We start from the raw sequence: 16,382 nt of genomic DNA, 5'->3' as shown, positions 1-16,382 counted from the left end.
CCCTCGAACTCCGGAGTTGAAGCGACGGTACCGCGCCATGTTTGCGCCGTCTTTCGCCACCGGGCGTACGCGCGCCGCGGCCCAGTACGCCCGCTACGCCGCCGCGTCGAAGCCGGTCTGGCGGGCCAGCTTCTTCAGCTCGAGCAGCGCGTGCTTCTCGATCTGGCGGATGCGCTCGCGGGTCAGGCCGTGCTCCTTGCCGACCTCGGTCAGCGTGCGCTCCCGGCCGTCCTCGATGCCGTAACGCATCTTGATGATGGAGGCCGTGCGCTGGTCCAGGCGGCCGATCAGGTCGTCCAGTTCCTCGCTGCGCAGCAGGGTGAGGACCGACTGCTCCGGGGAGACCGCGGAGGTGTCCTCCAGGAGGTCGCCGAACTGCGTCTCGCCCTCGTCGTCCACCGACATGTTCAGCGAGACCGGGTCACGGGACCAGTCGAGCACGTCGATCACGCGCTCCGGCGTCGAACCCAGCTCGGCCGCGATCTCCGCGGGCTCCGGCTCGCGCCCGTTCTCACGGTTGAACTCGCGCTGGACGCGGCGGATGCGGCCCAGTTCCTCCACCAGGTGGACGGGGAGCCGGATCGTGCGGGACTGGTCGGCGATGGACCGGGTGATGGCCTGACGGATCCACCAGGTGGCGTACGTCGAGAACTTGAAGCCCTTGCGGTAGTCGAACTTCTCGACGGCGCGCACCAGGCCGGCGTTGCCCTCCTGGATCAGGTCGAGGAGCGGCAGGCCGCTGCGCGGGTAGCGCCGGGCCACCGCTACGACCAGGCGGAGGTTGGAGCGGATGAAGACGTCCTTGGCCCGCTCACCGGCGGCGACGAGGGCCTCCAGCTCCTCGCGGCTGGCGTCCGTCCTGGACTGCTCCTCGCCGTCGAGGACCTGCCGCGCGAACACACCCGCTTCGATGGTCTGGGACAGCTCGACCTCCTTGGCGGCGTCGAGCAGCGGCGTGCGCGCGATCTCGTCGAGGTACATGCCGACCAGGTCGCGGTCGGCGATCTCGCCGCCATGGGCGCGAACACTGCTTGCCGGGTCGACCGTCTCGCCGGAGGCGGACTGACGACGGGCGACGGCACGGGTTGCCATGCGTGCTCCCTTGCGATGGTGGGCTGGCGGGTGGTCCTGGTGAACGCTCGGCACTCCGGGGACTGTCTCCGGGACTCTCCTCGAGTGCCCTGCATCCGTGGGAAACAACGACTGGAATCCGGACAGAATTCCCAACCTGCCCCTCGATTTTTCTGATCATGCAGTACCCTGTCCGCCACACGGGGAGGCACGATGTCGTCCGGGCGTACAGAGGTGCAGGTCAGGCCAGGAGTCGAGGGCGATCTCGATGCCCTCACGGCCCTCTACAACCACTACGTACGTGAGACGCCCATCACGTTCGACACGGCGGTCTTCACTCCGGAAGAGCGCCGCCCTTGGCTGCTCTCCCACCCGGAAGACGGCCCGTACCGCCTGATGGTTGCCACGGACGCGGACTCTCAGGGGATTCTGGGGTACGCCACATCCAGCCCTTACCGGGCGAAGCCCGCGTACGCGACCTCCGTGGAGACCTCGGTGTACGTCGCCCCGGAAGCCGGCGGCCGCGGAATCGGCACGCTGCTCTACGACGCCCTCTTCGGAGCCCTGGCCGACGAGGACGTACACCGAGCCTACGCCGGAATCGCCCAGCCCAACGAGGCCTCCGGGCGGCTGCACGCCCGCTTCGGCTTCCGGCACGTGGGCACGTACCGGGAGGTCGGGCGCAAGTTCGGCCGCTACTGGGACGTGGCCTGGTACGAGAAGGACCTCTAGCCGCACACCGGGGCAGGCCTCGGGAACCCTGCCCCGGTCAGCCGAACTGCACGGACCTCTTCGCCATTCCCATCCAGAAGCCGTCGATCACCGACTTCTGGGCGTCGAGTTCGCCGCCCGCCCCCGCCGCGCCCATGGTCACGAACAGCGGGGCGAAGTGCTCGGTGCGCGGGTGGGCGTAGCGGCCGGCCGGGGCCTTGCGGAGGAAGTCCAGCAGGGAGTCCCAGTCCCGGGCCTCCAGGGCCCGCCTGCCCCAGTCGTCGAACTCGGAGGACCAGCTCGGCACGCCGCCGCCCGCGTGGCGCAGTGCGGCCAGGTTGTGCGTGAAGAAGCCGGAGCCCACGATCAGCACGCCCTCGTCGCGCAGCGGGGCGAGCCTGCGCCCGATGTCCATCAGGCGGACCGGGTCGAGGGTGGGCATGGAGATCTGCAGCACCGGGATGTCGGCGGCCGGGAACATCTCGACCAGGGGCACGTAGGCGCCGTGGTCGAGGCCGCGGTCGGGGATGTCCTGGACGGGGATGCCGGGGGCGCGCAGCAGCTTGCGCACGGACTCGGCCAGTTCGGGCGCGCCGGGGGCGGCGTACTGGACCTGGTAGTAGTGCTCGGGGAAGCCCCAGAAGTCGTAGACGAGGGGAATGGTCTGCGTGGCGCCGAGGGCGAGGGGTGCCTCCTCCCAGTGGGCGGAGACCATGAGGATCGCCCGGGGCCGCGGCAGGTCGGCGGACCAGGCGGCGAGCTGACCGGGCCAGACCGGGTCGTCGGCGAGCGGCGGAGCGCCGTGACTGAGGTACAGCGCGGGCATGCGCTCCCGGGTGGCGGACATGACGGCGGCTCCCCATCCTTCGACGCGCATCACAGGGATGCTGATCACTGAGATGCTTTAACTCTCAAGCTTTACCCGAACAGCGTACGCCTGACTTGTTCAAGTTTCAAGGAGATGCCCCGTACAGTGGAATCCATGAACACGGCAACGGACTCCGCCGACGGGCACCGCTGGCTCTCCGACGAGGAGCAGCGCGTCTGGCGCGCCTATCTGCATGCCACCACCCTGCTCGAGGACCATCTCGACCGCCAGCTGCAGCGCGACGCGGGCATGCCGCACATCTACTACGGCCTGCTCGTCGGCCTCGCCGAGTCGCCGCGCCGCCGGCTGCGGATGACCGAGCTGGCGATGCGGTCGAAGATCACCCGCTCCCGGCTGTCGCACGCGATCGCACGCCTGGAGAAGAGCGGCTGGGTCCGCCGCGAGGACTGCCCCTCGGACAAGCGCGGCCAGTTCGCGGTGCTCACCGACGAGGGCGCCGAGGTACTGCGCCGCACCGCTCCCGGGCATGTGGCCGCCGTACGGCAGGCGCTGTTCGAGCGGCTGAGCCCGGAACAGCAGAAGACCCTCGGCGAGATCATGGAGATCGTCACCGAGGGCCTTCAGCCCAACGAAGCGGGTGCGGACCTGCCCTGGCTCCGCTGAGACACCGTACGGGTGCTCAGTGGGCGACCACCGGCACCGGCACGTCGTCCTGCACACCCTCGCCGGAGGCCGTCGCGGTCGTGTCCGGGCTGCCGGCGTTGACGAAGCCCACGACGATCACCGCGGCCAGCACCAGCATGCCGACGGCGAACCAGATGGCGTTGGTGTAGCCGTGCACCATGCCCTCCAGCTGGACCAGCTGCTGCTGGGGCTTGGAGGCGGCGGCGCCGATGTGGTCGCGGACGTAGGCGGTGGTCGCCGAGGCGGCGATCGTGTTCAGCAGGGCGGTGCCGATCGCGCCGCCCACCTGCTGCGAGGTGTTGACCATCGCGGAGGCCACACCGGCGTCCCGGGGCTCGACACCCAGGGTGGCCAGGGACATGGCGGGCATGAACGCCGTACCCATGCCGAGGCCGAGCAGCAGCATCGCCGGCAGGATCGTCGAGGCGTACGACGAGCCGATCTCCAGCTGGGTCATCAGCAGCATGCCGACCGAGGCGACCAGGAAGCCGGGACCCATCAGCGCCCGGGCCGGGACCCGGGTCATCAGGCGGGTGCCGATCTGGGTGGAGCCGACCATCATGCCGGCGATCATCGGCAGGAAGGCGAAGCCGGTCTTGATCGGCGAGTAGCCCTTGACGACCTGCAGGTAGTAGGTCAGGAACAGGAAGGTGCCGAACATCGCGATGATCGCGATGCCGAGGGAGAGGTAGATGCCGCCGCGGTTGCGGTCGGTGACCACCCGCAGGGGCAGCAGCGGCGCCTTGACCCTGGCCTCGGTGACCACGAAGGCCAGCAGGAGGACGGCCGAGGCGATGAACAGGCCCACGGTCACGCCGTCACCCCAGCCGTCGGACTCGGCGCGGGTGAAGCCGTAGACGAGCGAGACCAGACCGAGGGTGGACAGGACCACGCCCGGGATGTCCAGCGGGGAGCGGTTGCGGCCGCCCTCGGGCTCACGGATGACGAAGTACGCGCCGAGCGCGGCGACCACGGCGAAGGGGACGTTCACGAAGAACGTCCAGCGCCAGTCCAGGTACTCGGTCAGCACACCGCCGAGGATGAAGCCGACGGCACCGCCACCGCCCGCGATCGCGCCGTAGATGCCGAAGGCCTTGGCGCGCTCCTTGGGGTCGGTGAACATCACGGCGAGCAGGGAGAGCGCCGCGGGCGCGAGCAGGGCGCCGAAGACGCCCTGCAGGGCGCGGGCGCCGAACATCATGGCGCCGGTGGTCGCGGCGCCGCCCAGCGCGGAGGCCGCGGCGAAGCCGACCAGGCCGATGACGAAGGCGCGCTTGCGGCCCCACAGGTCGGCCACGCGGCCGCCGAAGAGCAGCAGTCCGCCGAAGGCGAGGGCATAGGCGGTGACGACCCACTGGCGGTTGCCGTCGGATATGCCGAGGTCCTGCTGGGCGGAGGGCAGGGCGATGTTCACGATGGTGGCGTCGAGGACGACCATCAGCTGGGCGAGCGCGATGAAGACGAGCGCCTTCCAGCGGTTGGCGTCGCCGCTCGGTGCGGCGGCGCCGGAAGCCTTGAGGGCTGTTTCGGACATGGGGATACCCACTTCGGGACTTCGTGACGAAATAAAGGCAGAAAACGGAGCAGTGCAGTGCGGCTCGGCGGCCGTGCGGCCGGAGCCTCGTCGTGTGATGGGACCGCCGTGCCGTGCGGAACTAAGCGGTCGCGTGCGGGGTCTGGGAGGCGGTCAGGGCTGACGCAGCTCCTTCATGGTCACCGGCGTGCCCGGCAGGGCGGAGCGGGCCGGGGCCCGCAACCCGTCCAGGAACAGCTGCAGATGGCGGTGGACGAAGCGGTCGCTGAGCAGGCAGTCCGTGCCGGCCGGGGGGCGGCTGAGCTGGGACACGACGACCAGCAGGTCGCCGACCCCGACATCGGTACGCAGCTGCCCGGCCGCCTTGGCGCGGCCCATGATCTCTTCCACGAGCCGCTCGATGCGTTCCCGGGACGCTTCCAGGTCCGGGTGGTGCTGGTCGAAGGTGCTGGAGACCATCGGGCACAGGGCGCTGATCCGCTCGTCGGCGGCGGCGTGCACGAAGCGCTCCAGTGCTGCGAAGGCGTCCCCGGTCTCCGCGAGGGCCTGCTCGGCCGCCTCGGCCGTGCGGTCCATCACGGAGCAGACGACCTCGCGGACGAGGGCGTCACGGTCGGGGAAGTTGCGGTACACCGTGGCGTTGCCGACGCCGGCCCGGCGGGCGATCTCGTCGAGCGGCACGTCCGGGCCGTGCTCGACGAACATCTCCCGGGCGGCGGTGACGATCCGCTCCCGGTTGCGCAGGGCGTCGGCGCGGGGCCGGGGTGCCTTGCGCGTGGGGGCTGCGGTCTGCACGGCGTACTCCTCGGGTCGAGTCGATGGACGTAAGTGCGTCGGGTGAGGCGTTCCGGGGAGGGAGTCCCCGTTTCGCTCGGACACAGGTCTAAACGGGGAGAGGTTCCCCGGTTATTTCCCCCCGCCCAAAAGAATTCCCGTGACCTGGGTCACACCTTCCGGGCGGGTTTCCCACCCGCACGCGCCGGGACGTCCCACGATCGGTCTCCTCCAGCGCGCGCCCCCCGACACCCTCCACACAGGGTGATCGCATGGGTGCAGCCGGAGACCGGCGGCTGCCGTGGAGCGGAAGGTCCATGCATGCAGCCGCAGTCACCCCGACGCCCCATACGCCCGCGCCGCATACGCCCGCGCCGTGTGGCCGCCCTCGCCGCGGTGACCGTCCTGACCCTCGCGGTCAGCACCTCGGCCGGGACCGGGCATCTGGCGGCGCCCACCACCGCAGGCCCCATAGGCCTGGCCCGCTCCTCCGCCCTCTCGCCCTGCATCATCCGCGGCGGCCCGGACGTGCAGATGACGGAAGGCTTCCCCACCCCCACCGGTTACTCCCACTCCACCGGCACGGTCCACGCCCTGACCCTGATGGTCGACTTCTCCGACGCGCCGGGAAAGGGCAGCGCGCTCGACCGCTTCCACGAGTTCTTCCCGCAGACCCAGGAGTGGTTCCGCACGGCGTCGTACGGCCGTCTCGACTACCGGCCCGAGACACCCATACCCGGCTGGCTGCGGATGCCGAAACCCTTCAGGGCGTACGGCATAGAGCGCGGCGCCCCCTTCGACCCCGGCTACCGGCAGCTGGTGCGCGACATCGTGGCCGCCGCCGATCCCGATGTGGACTTCCGCTCCTACGACCTGCTGAACGTGCTGGTCACCCCGAACGCCGGCCCCTCCGCCCTGGACACGGTGCTGTCCGTGACCTTCGCCGGCAACTCCGACGCCCCGGTCGCCGACGGGGTCCCCATCGCCAACGCGTCCTTCGTCTACTCCCGCCAGGACGACGGCTCCGGCTCGTACGCCCACACCGGCTTCCGCGTGCTGCCGCACGAGAACGGACACACCTTCGGCCTGCCCGACCTGTACACCCAGGAGGGCGGGGGCGCGGTCGGGCACTGGGACATCATGAGCGAGGACTGGGGGGCCGACAACGACCTGCTCGGCTGGCACAAGTGGAAGCTGGGCTGGCTGGACAGCACCCAGGTCGGCTGCGCCGCGGCCCCGGGCAGCATCGAGTACACGCTGACCCCGCTCTACAAGAAGGGCGGCGGGAAACTCGTCCTCGTGCCGATCGACGCACGGAGCGTGTACGCGCTGGAGCTGCGCACACCCGGCGGCAACGACGAGGACGTGTGCCGGCCCGGCATCCTCATCTACCGGGTCGACTCCAGGGTGGACACCGGACGCGGCCCCATCACGGTCTACGACGCCCACCGCGACAGCGGCGGCTGCACCCGCAGCCCCAACGTCCACGCCGAACTCTCCGACGCCCCCTTCGACCCCGGCGAGACCTTCAAGGACCCCCGGCACCGGATCACCGTCCAGGTGCTGAGCGGGGATCCCGCCGGGACGTACAGGGTGCGGGTGACACGGGGTCAGGTCTCTCCCTGATCCTGCCGGGGTCGCCGGGCGACGGAGGGCGTTTGGCGAGGGCGTTAGGCGAGGGCGGGCCGGCCACGGTCGGGGCCGCGCGGTTTACCGTAGGCGTTCCCGGATGCCGCAACGGAGAGCCGATGCCCGCGAACACCGCACTGGACGCCGAGGCCGGCGACGAGGCCGGGCCGCCGGCCGAGGCGGTCACGCCGCTGATCCGCGGCATCGCCGTGCTGCGGCGGCTGACCGAGGCGGGCGGCACGCTGAGCCCGAGCACGCTGGAGCGGGAGACCGGACTCGCCCGGTCCACGGTCGACCGGATCACCGCGACCCTGTCCCGCATGGGATACGTGCGCCTGGACGGCCGGGACGTCGTCCTGACCCCTCGCGTGATGGAGCTGGGCAACGCCTACCTCGCCGCTCTGCGCCTGCCCGCGCTGCTCGACGCGCGCGCCGACGCCCTCGCCGACGAGCTGGACGAGTCGGTGTCGCTGGCGGTGCCCGACCTGGACGGCATCCGCTTCATCCACCAGGCCACCCGCCGCCGTGCGATGTCCGTGAGCTTCCGCATCGGCGACCTGCTGCCGTCCGAACGCACCGCGCCGGGCCCGCTGTTCGCGGCCGAGTGGACGGAGGCGGAATGGCGGCGGTGGCGGGCCCGGCGGGCCGGGGACCCGCTGGACGCCTCCTTCCCCGCCGTACCGTCCCGGTCCCCGTCCGCCTCCGACGACTTCGCGGAGCGGGTGGAACAGGCTCGCCGGAACGGCTGGTCGCTGGACGACCAGCTGATCGAGCCGGGCCTGGTCGCGGTGTCCGTACCGGTACGGGACCCGGGCACCGGCCGTGCGGCCTGCGTGGCCAGCGTGGTCAGCCACACCAGCCGCCACTCGGCGACCGGGCTGCGCACCGCCCTCCTCCCCCGGCTGCGTACGGCGGTGGCGGCGATGGAGGCCGACCTGCGCGAGGCACCGCCGCCGGCGCCCGGCCCGGCACCCTCGGGTCTGGCCACCTGGACGACGGCGTCCAAGCACGAACTGGGCCGGGAGTTCGTCGAGTCCCTGGCCCGGGGCCTGACCGTGCTGACCGCGTTCGGCGAGGGCCGCTCGGCGCTGCCCCTGACCGAGGTGGCCCGGGCGACCGGCCTGGCCCGCGCCACGGCCCGCCGTGCACTGATCACGTACGAACACCTGGGCCTGGTGGCAGCGGCGCCCGACCGCACCTTCACCCTCACCCCGCGCGTCCTCGACCTGGGCTTCCCGCCCCTGTCCCGCACCACACTCCCCCGCCTCGCCGAGCCCCGTCTCCGCGCCCTGACCGACCGGCTGCACGAGCCGACGGCCCTGGCGGTCCTGGTGCCGAGCGGTACGGAGCCGGAGATCCAGTACACGGCCTGGGCGGGTGCGAGCCGCGTCCTGACCGTGGACATCGCCGTCGGCACCCGGCTGCCGGCCGCCTCCACGGCCCTGGGCCGCGTGCTCCTCGCGGACACCGGCGGACCCCTGTCGCCCGCCCTCGCCGAGATCCACGCACAGGGCTACGCGCTGGCCGACGAGGAGCTGGAATCGGGCCTGCGCGCCATCGCGGTACCCGTACGGGACCGCACCGGCCGGGCGGTCGCCGCGCTGAACGTGGCCACGCACGCCGCCCGCCGCACCCTGGACGACTGCGTCCAGGACCTCCTCCCCGCCCTCCGCGCGACCGCCGCCCACATCGAGACCGACCTGCGCACCGCGTCCCGCTTCACCCGGGTCGCGACGTCCTGACCCCGGACCGACGGCCGTCACACGGACGTCCCGTACGGCGGGCCCTCCTCCCCGCCCGGCCGCCTCCCGCCAGACAAGTCACGTGCCACCGCCCGGGCACCCGCCACACTGTCGCCGGTGACACTGCCTTCGTGGGATCCGTGGGAAATTCCGTCGTAGCAGCTCAGGCCTGATGCCGTGTGACGCCCCCAAACGCTGCAGCACAGAATTCCCAACGTCTCTGCAGTGTTCTTGCAGTTCACGACATGCGTCGCACTCTGCCATCTGTGCAGCCTTGCAGTGCGCCCACCTCCCCCGCCCCACGGCTCCTCGACCGCCGTGTTCACCCTGCTCCCAAAGGAATGGGCAGATCATTTCCCAGGCTGTGCCGCCAGTCTTCCCACGCTGCTGATCAGGAGCACACCAGCGGTCGCATCACATGAGCGGATTGCTGTGCCTCCGGGAGGCACGTGCACGACCTGGGTGACGACGGCACACAGGGCCGTGCCGTCGCTGATCGGCCGCAAAGCTCAGTGGCTGGTCGCGCACAGTGTCGGCGCCGCCCTCGTCGGCCCGTGCCTCGCGTAGGACTCTTTGGTGTCTTGTCCGGCTCGGCGGTTTTCCCCTTCACCTGGCTGGTCTTCCGCCTGGGCACCCCGATCTTCGGTCCTGTGGGGCTGTCGACGACCACGGCTGCCAGGCGCAGCGCTTCCGACTGCTCGATCGACGAGTGAGGGCGGCGATGACCGCAGCGACCTTCTTCGCTCGCGCCCAGCTCGCTGGGGTTGAGCATCCGCACGTCGAGGAAGTGGCCGGTGGCCCGGCGGGCCACCGGCCTTTCGGTGTTCTCAGGCGCCTTCGGCCGGGGTGGCGGCGGGGGCGTTGCCCGGGGTGGCGGCGGGGGCCGCCATGCGCGGGCGTAGCAGCCATGCGACAGCGAAGCCGACGGCGGCGAGGGCGACGCCGCCCAGCAGGACGCTGTGCAGGCCGTTGACGACTGACGAGTGGAAGGCGGACAGGGCGTCGGCGGGGAGGTGGGTCAGGGCCTGGGGGTTGAGGTGCTGACTGGAGGCGGACAGGGCGTGGCCCGCCTTGGTACCGAGCCGCTGGGTGAGGGTGTCCTCGGCCGAGGACGCGTAGAGGGAACCGAGCAGGGCCAGGCCCAGGGAGCCCCCGATGGCCCGGAAGAGGTTGAGCAGGCCGCTGGCCACCCCGATGTCACGGCGGTCCGCGCTGCCGAAGGTGATGACGAGCGTGCTCTGGAGGGTCATGCCGATCCCGAAGCCCGCCACGAGGCCGAGGCCGGCGGCGAGTGCCGTCGCCGTCCCGGTGTCCAGGAGGGTGAGCAGGCCCAGTCCGGCGGCGGCGGTGCCGGTGCCGGTGAGCGCCAGCACCCGGACCCGGCCGGTGCGCAGCACCAGGCGGGCGGAGAGCAGCTGCGCGCTGATCATCCCGCCCATGAAGGGCAGCAGCAGCAGACCGCTGACGGTCGGGGAAGCACCCCGCACGCTCTGCATGTAGAGCGGCAGGTGGACCATGACGGCCAGCATGCCGGCGGCCACCAGCAGGCCCAGGACCTGCGCGAGGTTGAAGTCCCGGGAACGGAAGAGCCGGGGCGGCAGGATCGGTTCGGCGGCCCTGCGCTCGACCCGGACGAGGGCCGCGAGGGCCGCCGCCGCGACGACGGCGAGGCCCGCGATCTGCCAGGAGCCCCAGGCGTACCGGGTGCCGGCCCAGCCGGCGAGCAGGGTCATCGCGACCACGGCGACGGTGAGCAGCGCCGCCCCCGCATAGTCGATGCGCTGCTTGGCCTTCCGGGCGGCGGCGGGGATGCCCACGGCGGCGGCGGCCAGGGCCACGGCGCCGACCGGGACGTTGAGGTAGAAGGCCCAGCGCCAGCTGGCGTGCTGGGTGAGGATTCCGCCGAGCAGCGGGCCGCCGACGAGGGCGACGGGGATGACGGCACCGATCACCGACTGCACCTTGACCCGGTCGGCCGGGTCGGGGATCAGGTCGCCGATGAGGGCGAAGGCGCCGACCATGAGCCCGCCGGCGCCGAGCCCCTGGACCACGCGGAAGGCGATCAGCTGGGTCATGTCCTGGGCCAGGCCGGCCGCCATGGAGCCGACGAGGAACAGGGCGATGGCACCGATGAAGGTGCGGCGGCGGCCGTAGAGGTCACCGAATTTGCCCCACAGCGGGGTGGTGACGGCCGTTGCGAGCCCGTAGGCAGTCACCACCCACGGCAGCAGGCTCAGCCCGCCCAGCTCGCCGACCATCGTGGGCAGCGCGGTTCCGACGATCACTTGGTCCAGGACGCCGAGCACCATGCCCAGCAGCAGCGACAGCACGCCGAACGCGGTGCGGCTGCCGCGTGCCGCGGGCGACTTCGCGTCCGGTATCGCACGGGGCGAACGGGCGTCGCCGAGCACCGCCGTGGAGTCCTCTTCCTTCTCCATGGCTTCTCCTTCACTTTCCACGACGTGGGGAGCCGGCCAGTCGCCAGCTATCTTCGTACACCGCACGAAGATAGCTCTACTGTGCCATCTTCGTACGGCGTACGCAAGTGGTTCTCCCGCCTCGGAGGCCGCTGCTACGCGGCCGGCGTCTCCTGCGGATCCGGGTAATGGCCAAGCACCACGACCGCGTTGTTGCCCGCGAACGCCAGGCCGTTGTTCTGCACCACCCGCAGCTGGGCCGGCACCGAGTGGTTCGGCACGCAGTCGATCTCGCACTCGGGGTCCGTCTCGCGGTGGTTGATGGTCGGCGGGATGAACTCCTCGGTGAGCGCCACCGAACAGGCCACTGCCGCCAGCGCGCTGGCGGCGCCCATCGTGTGCCCGAGCATCGACTTGAGCGAGACGGTCCGCGGCGGCTCGCCGTCGTACACCTCGCGGATCGCGCGGGACTCGGTCACGTCGTTGGTCCGGGTGCCGGTGCCGTGCGCGGAGATGAGGTCGACGTCCTCCGGGCGCACGCCCGCGTCGTCCAGCGCCGCGCGCATGCAGCGGGCGATGCTCGACTGCTCCGGCTGCACCGGGTGGTGGGCGTCGCAGCTCAGCCCGTAGCCCAGCACCTCGGCGTAGATCCGCGCACCGCGCGCCAGCGCGGACTCCAGCCGCTCCAGCACCAGCACCCCGGCGCCCTCGCCGGTGAGGATGCCCTGCCGGTCCTTGTCGAAGGGCCGGCAGAAGTCCGGAGCGATGGTTCCCAGCCGGTAGAAGGCCGCGAAGGACTTCTGGCACATGGCGTCGGCGCCACCGCACAGGGCGATGTCCGCGTCACCGACCCGGATCGCGTCCAGGCCCATGCCGATCGCGTAGTTGCCGGCCGAGCACGCCGTGGCGAGGGTGACGGCCTCGCTGTCGGTGAGCCCGAACTCCCAGGCCACGGCGGCGGAGAGGCGGCCCGCGCCGACCCGGCCGGCCGTCTGCGCACTCCACGACTGCGGCCCCTCGGCCACCCACTCGGCGGCCAGCCGGTCCAGGTCCTGCGACTCCCCGTCCGTGGTGCCCACGGTGACCTGCACGCGGGCGGCACGCAGCTGCTCGTCCGTCAGGCCCGCGTCCGCGACGGCCATCCGCGCGGCGGCCACCGAGAACTGCGCGGTCCGGCCCAGATCCTCCTCCTGCCAGCGGCGCAGCCAGGGGCCGGGCTCGAAGTCCCGTACCTCGCAGCCGTTGGCGTGGTCGAAGCCCGAGGTGTCGAACGCCGTGATCGGTGAGACACCGTTGCGCCCGGCGCGCAGTCCCTCGCTGAACTCCGAGACGCCCACGCCGATGCTGGAGAACACCCCCAGTCCGGTCACTACCACCCGGTCCCGCGCGGGCCGCTGCCCGGCCGGCGCCGTCACGTCAGTCATGTCGCATCTCTCTTCCTCGGTCCCGCCCGCAGGCGTGTCTCATTGATCCAGGTCACGTAGTACGGCGAGGTGGCCGGTGCCCGTCTCCGGGTCCGCGGCGCACAGCGCCACCACCGGGTACTGCTCCCGCCATGCCTCCGACTCCGTCGCCAGCAGCCGCCACACGGCGGTGCTCGAGCTGTCGGCAGGCGGCGTGCGGATGTCCGTCCGCGGTATCGGGGCTGCCGCCGGGTCCGTTCCCGGACCGAGGACGAGCAGCAGTCGGCCCCGCTCGGGCACCAGGGCCGCACAGGCATCGGCGAGTTCGGCCAGGGGGACGGAAAGGGCGGCGGCCACGCCGTAACCGGGCCCCCCGTCCAGGTGGAGCAGGACGCCGGACGCGGCCGACGCCCCGTCCGCGCCGGCGCATTCCACGAGGGCCAGCAACGACGACGAGCCGCGGCCGGTCCGGACGCAGGCGTCGGCGACCCGCAGCGCGGCGAACGGCCCGCCCGTGCCCGGGGCGGTGAGCGCGAAGCTGTGCGCCGCCCCGCCGGTGTGCAGGTTCAGGTGGGAGGCGGTGGTCTTGTGGCCCTGGGTGTCCGCGTCGGAGTAGACCAGGACCACCAGGTCCGGTCCCGGCCCGGCGGCCGTTTCCCGCTGCGCGGCACGCTCCAGCAGCCGGTCGACGATGTCCACGTGGTGCAGCGGCTGCAGGTCGGGGCCGTCCGGCCCGGCCGTGTACTCCACCGCACTGTGCAGGCGCAGGCTCATCGGTGGACCGCCCCGTGCTCGACGCGGGGGGTGACGACCATCGCGGAGAAGGTCATCCCCACCCCGATGGCCACGAACATGACCGGGCGATCCGGCTCCAACTGCTTCTCCTCACGCAGACTCACGTAGTTGGCGAGTACGTCGGCGGCCAGGCAGTGGCTGTACCGGGGAACGTTGGCGAGGAAGAACCTGCCGCGCAGTTCCTCGTCCGGGACGGCGTCCTTCCAGAACACGAGGTTGGGATTGGAGGGGACGAACCACTGGATGTCGGCGAGCGTGTGGCCGGCCCGCCGCGCCGCCTCCTCCATCACCTCGGCCAGCACCCGGGGCCGCAGTTCCGCGGAGGCACGCAGGGTCTCGGGAGAGGAGAGCATGCCGTCGGAGAACTGACCGAGGGTGCGGGTGGCGAAGGAGCGCACGGGCACGCCCGGCCCGTCCCACGCCACGAGCGCCGCGGCGGTGCCGTCCGCGACGATGCACGTGTTCATGATGAGCTGGGCCTGCCGGGTGCGCGGCTTGTCGCCGACGAGGACGAGGGCGCGCGCGGACGCATCCGGCTCGGTCTGCAGCAGTGCGCCCGCGACGTCCACGGCGGACATCGACACCGCGCAGTTCTGCTGGGTGAGAGCGAAGACCGTGGCGTGCTCCAGGCCGAGCCGCCGGGCCAGCACCTGGAGGATGTCGGTGTCCAGGTGGCCGGCGCCGTGCAGGGCGTGGCCGAGGATCAGGTGGCGCACGTCGGTGCGCGGGGTGTCGCCGAGGGCTTGCTCGGCGGCCTGAACGAGCTGTTCCACCAGGTCCACGGACGGGTCGTAGTGCATGCGGTCGAGCCCGAAGTGGCGGCGGAACATGTGCGTCTGTTCCGGGGTGAGCCCCAGCTCGGCCGCACGGTCCTCGACCGTGACCGTGCGCTCGGGGAGATGGGACTCCACTGCTTCCAGGGTGATCAACTGCGGCCTTTCTCGGGTGGTGGCCGCCCGGCCCGCCCGGTCCGGTCGGGTCCGGCCACCGGGGCATACGGGCTGGGGCGCGGATACGGCGCCGGGAATCTGCTCGGCGGCCGCCGGGGACGGCACGCGGACCGCCCGTCGTCGCGGGTGGGCACACAGACCATCCGTCCGGTCGTCCTGCACGACACACAAGCCGCCCGTCCGGTCGTCCGGGACGGCACACGGACCGCCGCTCGGTCGTCCGGGACGGCACACGGACCGCCCGTCGGGGCGCCGGGACGGCTCGCGGACCCGTCCCGGGTGCACCGGGAGTGCTCAGTGGTGGCGCAGCAGTACGGCGGCGACGGTTCCGCCCTCGTCCGTGCTCGTGACCAGCGACAGCCGGCCCGCGGACCGGTCGTCCTCCTCGGCCCGGCTGAGGACGGCGGCGAGCTGGAAGGCGGCCGAGGCGGCGTGCGCCTCACCGACCAGATGGGCGACGGGCACGACGGTGCCGCCGGCCCCGACCAGTTCCTCGGCCAGTGCCTGTTCCGCCCGGCCGGGGGCACCGGCAGCGCCGGAGGGGCTGACGGCCCACAAGTCGTCCGGTTTGGCGTCCGCGTCGAACAGCAGGCGCTCGACACAACGCCGTACGGTCGTCTGCCAGTCACCGTCGCTGCACGTCATGGCCTTGGCACCGACGAGTGAGGTCCCCGTCGGGGGCGAGTCGGGGTCCGCGGCGCTGACCGCGAACATCGCACAGCCTTCACCGAGGACCAGCTCGTCGGGGTCACCCTCCGCGGTGTGCCGGGCCAGCCAGGCCCGCGCGGTCGAGTACTCCTCGGCCGCGCCGCCCAGTACCGTGCCCGCCCGGCCCGTGAGCAGCAGCCGTCGCGCGTAGTTGAGGGCGAGCACCCCGGCGGAGCGCCCGGCCGCCAGCGTGGCGTTCGGGCCCTTCAGCTGGTGCCAGATGGCGACCTGGCCGGCGGCCCCGTTCATCACGCCGTACGGGATGAGGCCCGACTCGACGAGGTAGGGACGCCGGCCGGTCAGGGAGCCCCGGGTGAAGTCGAGCGTGCTCTGCACGCTGCCGCCGGTGGTGCCGAGCACCAGTCCGGTGCTCTCCGGGTTCAGCCCGGTGCGGTCGAGGCCGGCCAGCAGATCGCCGACCGTGCTGACGGCGAGCCCGGTCACCCGGTTCATCACCCGGGTGCCCTTCTTGCCCAGGACGGTGCGGACGTCGAAGTCCGGAACCAGACAGGCGGGGCCGGGCGGGACCTGCCACCGCTCGGAGTCGAGCGGTGCGGTGGTGACACGGTCCTCACGCAGCCCGTCGGCGAAGGCCCGGCGACCGGTGCCGAACGGCGAGGTCGCCGACCAACCGACGATGTCCAGCCGCGGGCGCGGCGTGCCGGCCGCGGTCATCGACCGGCTTCCGCGACAACCTCGTACACACCGGCCAGGTTCACCATGCGCGGCAGGTCGGCCTGCTCGATGGTGACACCGAGGTTGAGCTCCAGCGAGGAGAGGATCTCGATCAGGCGCATGGAGTCGGCGTCGTGCTCCTCGACGAACCGGCTGGTCTCGCTGATCTCGTCCTCCTCCAGCTCGAGAATGTCGCAGATGATCTCCTTGATCTGCTGCTTGTCGTCCGTCGTCATCGCAGTCATGGACTGCCTCCGCTTGTCCGTGGGATTGCGCCCCGTGATCAGTCAACGGAGCATTGATCAACAGCTTCGTGAGTAAGCACACAAAGAACAAGCAGCTGCTTTCTAGGTTTTCATTAGGTTCCCTGGAATCACGTCGGGAGAACGGGAACACAAGTACACCGGGACCTGCGAGGATTCCGCGTTCCCGCCGGAATACGAAAAAGGCCGCGGCCACC

Annotated in this window: 14 protein-coding genes; 4 read left to right on the top strand and 10 right to left on the bottom strand. The window is 71.7% G+C overall.

Annotated features, from left to right (window positions below; translation table 11 throughout):
- Positions 1 to 93 precede the first annotated feature (93 nt).
- A complete protein-coding gene (locus AC07CM_RS23275; protein ID WP_478878361.1) occupies positions 94 to 1,092 on the bottom strand; it encodes a sigma-70 family RNA polymerase sigma factor in 999 nt (332 codons plus the stop codon).
- Between the two features lie 192 nt (positions 1,093 to 1,284).
- Here AC07CM_RS23275 and AC07CM_RS23270 point away from each other — a divergent pair, with 192 nt between their 5' ends.
- Positions 1,285 to 1,803, top strand: a complete 519-nt coding sequence (locus AC07CM_RS23270) for an N-acetyltransferase family protein (protein WP_478878360.1) — start codon at positions 1,285 to 1,287, stop codon at positions 1,801 to 1,803.
- Positions 1,804 to 1,840: 37 nt separating this feature from the next.
- On the opposite strand, the gene AC07CM_RS23265 is transcribed toward AC07CM_RS23270, so the two are convergent.
- Positions 1,841 to 2,629 carry a dioxygenase family protein gene (locus AC07CM_RS23265; protein WP_478878556.1) on the bottom strand — a complete coding sequence of 263 codons (789 nt, stop codon included), beginning with the start codon at positions 2,627 to 2,629 and terminating at the stop codon, positions 1,841 to 1,843.
- A 135-nt stretch (positions 2,630 to 2,764) separates the two neighbouring features.
- On the opposite strand from AC07CM_RS23265, the gene AC07CM_RS23260 reads away from it, so the two are divergent.
- Positions 2,765 to 3,274, top strand: a complete 510-nt coding sequence (locus AC07CM_RS23260; RefSeq protein WP_478878359.1) for a MarR family winged helix-turn-helix transcriptional regulator — start codon at positions 2,765 to 2,767, stop codon at positions 3,272 to 3,274.
- Between the two features lie 16 nt (positions 3,275 to 3,290).
- Here AC07CM_RS23260 and AC07CM_RS23255 read toward each other — a convergent pair whose 3' ends face one another.
- Positions 3,291 to 4,829, bottom strand: a complete 1,539-nt coding sequence (locus tag AC07CM_RS23255; protein WP_478878358.1) for an MFS transporter — start codon at positions 4,827 to 4,829, stop codon at positions 3,291 to 3,293.
- A gap of 153 nt (positions 4,830 to 4,982) precedes the next feature.
- The gene (locus AC07CM_RS23250; RefSeq protein WP_478878357.1) at positions 4,983 to 5,624 is read right to left on the bottom strand and encodes a TetR/AcrR family transcriptional regulator; all 642 of its coding nucleotides are present in this window, start codon (positions 5,622 to 5,624) and stop codon (positions 4,983 to 4,985) included.
- Positions 5,625 to 5,924: 300 nt separating this feature from the next.
- On the opposite strand from AC07CM_RS23250, the gene AC07CM_RS23245 reads away from it, so the two are divergent.
- Together AC07CM_RS23245 and AC07CM_RS23240 are read left to right on the top strand one after the other, a co-directional pair.
- Positions 5,925 to 7,229, top strand: coding sequence for a M6 family metalloprotease domain-containing protein (locus AC07CM_RS23245; protein WP_478878356.1), 1,305 nt, complete (start codon positions 5,925 to 5,927; stop codon positions 7,227 to 7,229).
- Between the two features lie 122 nt (positions 7,230 to 7,351).
- Positions 7,352 to 8,974 (top strand): IclR family transcriptional regulator domain-containing protein, encoded by a 1,623-nt coding sequence (locus AC07CM_RS23240; protein ID WP_478878355.1) that lies wholly within the window; start codon positions 7,352 to 7,354, stop codon positions 8,972 to 8,974.
- A gap of 827 nt (positions 8,975 to 9,801) precedes the next feature.
- Here AC07CM_RS23240 and AC07CM_RS23235 read toward each other — a convergent pair.
- The 6 genes from AC07CM_RS23235 to AC07CM_RS23210 form a co-directional block, all read right to left on the bottom strand.
- Positions 9,802 to 11,412 carry a DHA2 family efflux MFS transporter permease subunit gene (locus AC07CM_RS23235; protein ID WP_478878354.1) on the bottom strand — a complete coding sequence of 537 codons (1,611 nt, stop codon included), beginning with the start codon at positions 11,410 to 11,412 and terminating at the stop codon, positions 9,802 to 9,804.
- Between the two features lie 134 nt (positions 11,413 to 11,546).
- A complete protein-coding gene (locus AC07CM_RS23230) occupies positions 11,547 to 12,815 on the bottom strand; it encodes a beta-ketoacyl-[acyl-carrier-protein] synthase family protein (RefSeq protein ID WP_478878353.1) in 1,269 nt (422 codons plus the stop codon).
- A 39-nt stretch (positions 12,816 to 12,854) separates the two neighbouring features.
- Positions 12,855 to 13,568, bottom strand: a complete 714-nt coding sequence (locus tag AC07CM_RS23225) for a hypothetical protein (protein WP_478878352.1) — start codon at positions 13,566 to 13,568, stop codon at positions 12,855 to 12,857.
- Positions 13,565 to 14,500: a 3-oxoacyl-[acyl-carrier-protein] synthase III C-terminal domain-containing protein gene (locus AC07CM_RS23220; protein ID WP_478878351.1), complete on the bottom strand. Its 936-nt coding sequence runs from the start codon at positions 14,498 to 14,500 to the stop codon at positions 13,565 to 13,567. Before AC07CM_RS23220 ends, AC07CM_RS23225 begins: the two co-directional genes overlap by 4 nt.
- Before the next feature lie 333 nt (positions 14,501 to 14,833).
- Positions 14,834 to 15,922: a beta-ketoacyl synthase N-terminal-like domain-containing protein gene (locus AC07CM_RS23215; protein WP_478878350.1), complete on the bottom strand. Its 1,089-nt coding sequence runs from the start codon at positions 15,920 to 15,922 to the stop codon at positions 14,834 to 14,836.
- The gene (locus AC07CM_RS23210; RefSeq protein WP_478878349.1) at positions 15,919 to 16,167 is read right to left on the bottom strand and encodes an acyl carrier protein; all 249 of its coding nucleotides are present in this window, start codon (positions 16,165 to 16,167) and stop codon (positions 15,919 to 15,921) included. The genes AC07CM_RS23215 and AC07CM_RS23210 overlap by 4 nt, the downstream gene beginning before the upstream one ends.
- Positions 16,168 to 16,382 lie beyond the last annotated feature (215 nt).

This window comes from Streptomyces sp. NPDC044061, assembly GCF_056434305.1.
This window is presented reverse-complemented; position numbering and strand designations above follow the sequence as displayed.

Bases quoted from the DNA above. Each gene is read 5' to 3' on its own strand.
- AC07CM_RS23245 (WP_478878356.1), top strand. From the start codon at position 5,925: ATGCAGCCGCAGTCACCCCGACGCCCCATACGCCCGCGCCGCATACGC.
- AC07CM_RS23270 (WP_478878360.1), top strand. From the start codon at position 1,285: ATGTCGTCCGGGCGTACAGAGGTGCAGGTCAGGCCAGGAGTCGAGGGC.
- AC07CM_RS23255 (WP_478878358.1), bottom strand. From the start codon at position 4,829: ATGTCCGAAACAGCCCTCAAGGCTTCCGGCGCCGCCGCACCGAGCGGC.
- AC07CM_RS23240 (WP_478878355.1), top strand. From the start codon at position 7,352: ATGCCCGCGAACACCGCACTGGACGCCGAGGCCGGCGACGAGGCCGGG.
- AC07CM_RS23235 (WP_478878354.1), bottom strand. From the start codon at position 11,412: ATGGAGAAGGAAGAGGACTCCACGGCGGTGCTCGGCGACGCCCGTTCG.
- AC07CM_RS23275 (WP_478878361.1), bottom strand. From the start codon at position 1,092: ATGGCAACCCGTGCCGTCGCCCGTCGTCAGTCCGCCTCCGGCGAGACG.
- AC07CM_RS23230 (WP_478878353.1), bottom strand. From the start codon at position 12,815: ATGACTGACGTGACGGCGCCGGCCGGGCAGCGGCCCGCGCGGGACCGG.
- AC07CM_RS23210 (WP_478878349.1), bottom strand. From the start codon at position 16,167: ATGACTGCGATGACGACGGACGACAAGCAGCAGATCAAGGAGATCATC.
- AC07CM_RS23265 (WP_478878556.1), bottom strand. From the start codon at position 2,629: ATGTCCGCCACCCGGGAGCGCATGCCCGCGCTGTACCTCAGTCACGGC.
- AC07CM_RS23215 (WP_478878350.1), bottom strand. From the start codon at position 15,922: ATGACCGCGGCCGGCACGCCGCGCCCGCGGCTGGACATCGTCGGTTGG.
- AC07CM_RS23225 (WP_478878352.1), bottom strand. From the start codon at position 13,568: ATGAGCCTGCGCCTGCACAGTGCGGTGGAGTACACGGCCGGGCCGGAC.
- AC07CM_RS23260 (WP_478878359.1), top strand. From the start codon at position 2,765: ATGAACACGGCAACGGACTCCGCCGACGGGCACCGCTGGCTCTCCGAC.